The sequence below is a fragment of the Pseudomonas sp. NBRC 111139 genome (genome assembly GCF_001753955.1).
GTDB classification, from domain to species: Bacteria; Pseudomonadota; Gammaproteobacteria; order Pseudomonadales; family Pseudomonadaceae; genus Aquipseudomonas; species Aquipseudomonas alloputida.
In genome coordinates, this window is sequence record NZ_BCBP01000134.1 from 1 (window position 1) to 2838 (window position 2838).

Consider the following 2838-nt stretch of genomic DNA (forward strand, 5'->3'; position numbering starts at 1 on the left):
GAAGAGGCCCTTCAGTCGAACCGATAGATGTCCATCCCCAGCGCGCCCAGGGTAAACCCCTGATGCACCACGCCGAACTTGCTTCCGGCCCCGAGGGCAAAGAACAGCGGCAGCAAATGCTCATCACTGGGATGGTTGCGCACCGCAAACGGCGCCTGCTGCCGGTAATCCAGCAACGCCGCCTGGTCATCCTCCTGCAGCCGGTCTACCACCCAATCCCTGAACGCCAGCGCCCACGGCTCGATCACATCCGGCCCTGCATGCCAGTCCAGCTCACCCAGGTTGTGGGTAATGCTGCCCGACCCTATCAGCAGTACATCCTCGGCACGCAACCCCGCCAGTGCCTGGCCCACTTTTAGCTGCAGCGCCGGCCCCATGTGGCTGGGCAGCGAAACCTGCACCACGGGAATGCTCGCATCCGGGTACATCAGCGACAGTGGCACCCAGGCGCCATGGTCGAATGGGCGCTGCATGTCCAGCCGCGCGGGTAACCCCGCAGCCTTCAACCGTTCGCTGACCTGGCCAGCAAGCCCGGGCTCGCCCGGCGCCGGGTACTGCACCGCATACAGGGCCGGTGGGAAGCCGTAGAAGTCATGCCAGGTTTCCGGCTGTGCGTTGCCGGTGACCAGCAGCTCGCGGCTTTCCCAGTGTGCCGACACCACCACGATCGCTTTCGGCCGGGGCAGGGCGTTGGCCAACCCGGACAGTGCCGGCCCGCTGGCGCCGGGTTGCAGGGCAAGCATGGGGGAACCATGGGAAATGAACAGGCTGGGCAGCATGGCGGGGTCCTGAAGGTTAAGATGCAACCATCATCGATTAACTACAGATCGAAATCCAAACCAAGTTTTACCGACAAATCATCTAAAAATCGGGAGTAATCATGGAACCAGCGTTCTGGCAGCAGCGGTGGGCCGATAACCAGATCGGCTTTCACCAGGCGCAGGTGAACCCCTATCTGCAGACGTATTGGCCACAGCTGCAGTTGGCGCCCGGCAGCCGCGTGCTGGTGCCGTTGTGTGGCAAGAGCCTGGACCTGGCCTGGCTGGCCGGTCAGGGCCATCGTGTATTGGGTGTGGAGCTGTCGCGGCGGGCGGTGGAGGATTTTTTCCGTGAGCACGGGCTTGAGGCCGAGGTGCGGCAGCAGGGCGCATTCGAGGTTTGGCGCAGTGGAGATGTGCAGCTGTGGTGTGGCGACTTCTTTGCCTTGCGGGCAGAGGATGTGGCTGACTGCGTGGGGCTGTATGACCGGGCGGCGGTGATTGCGCTGCCGGTGCAGATGCGTGCGCGGTATATGCAGCTGTTGTCGGGGTTGCTGCCGACAAGCTGCCGGGGGTTGGTGGTGACGCTGGAGTATGACCAGTCATTGTTGGCCGGGCCGCCGTTTTCGGTCAGGGATGAAGAGCTGAGGCAGGGGGTTGCGGGGTGGCAGGTGGAGCAGTTGGAGGCTGTTGAGGTGATTGAGGAGAGCCCGAAGTTTGTGCAGGCCGGGGCGTCGAGTTTGTTGGAGCGGGTGTACCGGCTCAGCCGGTAAGCAGGTAGGGCAGGCTGACCCGGCCCATGTGGGAGCGGGCGTGCCCGCGAACCAGGCGGCGCGTTAGATGGCACCGGCTTTGCCGGTGTTCGCAGGCGCGCCCGCTCCCACAGAAGCTGCGTAAGGCCGGGAATAAAAAAGGGCGACCGAAGTCGCCCTTTGTTTTCTCAGGTGGATCAGCCGCGGCGGCGCAGGGCCTCAATGCGTTCTTCCAGCGGCGGGTGGCTCATCAGCAACCCTGCCAGGCCGTGCTTGAGGCCGCCATTGATGCCGAAAGCCTTCATGGTGTCAGGCATGTGCACTGGCAGGCCTTGTTCCACGCGCAGGCGCTGCAGGGCGCCGATCATTGCCGCAGTACCGGCCAGTTGCGCACCGGCTTCGTCTGCGCGGAATTCGCGGCGGCGCGAGAACCACATCACGATCATGCTGGCCAGGATGCCAAGGATCAGCTCGGCAACGATGGTTGCTACATAGTAGGCAATGCCTTGGCCCTCTTCGTTCTTGAAGATTACCTTGTCGACAAAGTTGCCGATGATGCGGGCAAAGAACATCACGAAGGTGTTCACCACGCCCTGCACCAGCGCCAGGGTGACCATGTCGCCGTTGGCAACGTGGCCGATTTCGTGGGCCAGTACCGCACGCACTTCATCGGGCGAGAAGCGCTCCAGCAGGCCCTGGGACACCGCGACCAGCGCGTCGTTGCGGTTCCAGCCGGTGGCGAAGGCGTTGGCCTCGTAAGCCGGGAAGATACCCACTTCAGGCATTTTGATGCCCGCTTCGCGGGACAGCTCTTCGACCGTTTGCAGCAGCCACTGCTCGTGGCGGGTGCGCGGCTGGCTGATGATCTGGGTGCCGGTGGTCATCTTCGCCATCCACTTGGAGATGAACAGCGAGACGAGGGAGCCGGCAAAGCCGAACACGGCGCAGAACACCAGCAGGCTGCTGAGGTTCAGGTCGACCCCGTTGGCGGCCATGAACCCGTTGAAACCGAACAGGCTCAGGGTAATGCTTGCAACCAGCACCACCGCGAGGTTGGTGGCTACAAACAACAGAATGCGCATCATGGTTGTTACGTTCTCCTGACGGATGAGTTGTCGCTTACTGCGGGGTATATAAGGGGCCTGCCGCGCCGATTCAATCGGGGGACTATTTCAAACTGTGTACGGCGGAGTATGGCAGAGGATGGCGTGGGGGCTGTGGGATAGAGCGTTGCAGGATGTAAGAAACATTCGGCTTGGGGTTGCGTCAAGGCCGCTGGGTGTTTGCCGCAAGGGGTGTGGCGCCTGTGAGATCGAGCGCCGCCCGCG

3 protein-coding genes are annotated in these 2838 nt (G+C 62.8%); 1 reads left to right on the plus strand and 2 read right to left on the minus strand.

All coding sequences use genetic code 11. From position 1 onward, the window contains the following. Positions 1-11: 11 nt before the first annotated feature. Complete coding sequence (locus BJQ17_RS29345) at positions 12-779, minus strand: class III extradiol ring-cleavage dioxygenase (RefSeq protein ID WP_070096976.1); 768 nt, start codon at positions 777-779, stop codon at positions 12-14. A 101-nt stretch (positions 780-880) separates the two neighbouring features. Here BJQ17_RS29345 and BJQ17_RS29350 point away from each other — a divergent pair, with 101 nt between their 5' ends. Then, positions 881-1531, plus strand: coding sequence for a thiopurine S-methyltransferase (locus BJQ17_RS29350; protein WP_003247098.1), 651 nt, complete (start codon positions 881-883; stop codon positions 1529-1531). 176 nt (positions 1532-1707) lie between these two features. Here the strand turns inward: BJQ17_RS29350 and htpX are convergent, their stop codons facing one another. Next, positions 1708-2595, minus strand: coding sequence for a protease HtpX (htpX, locus tag BJQ17_RS29355; RefSeq protein WP_004575939.1), 888 nt, complete (start codon positions 2593-2595; stop codon positions 1708-1710). Positions 2596-2838: the final 243 nt, after the last annotated feature.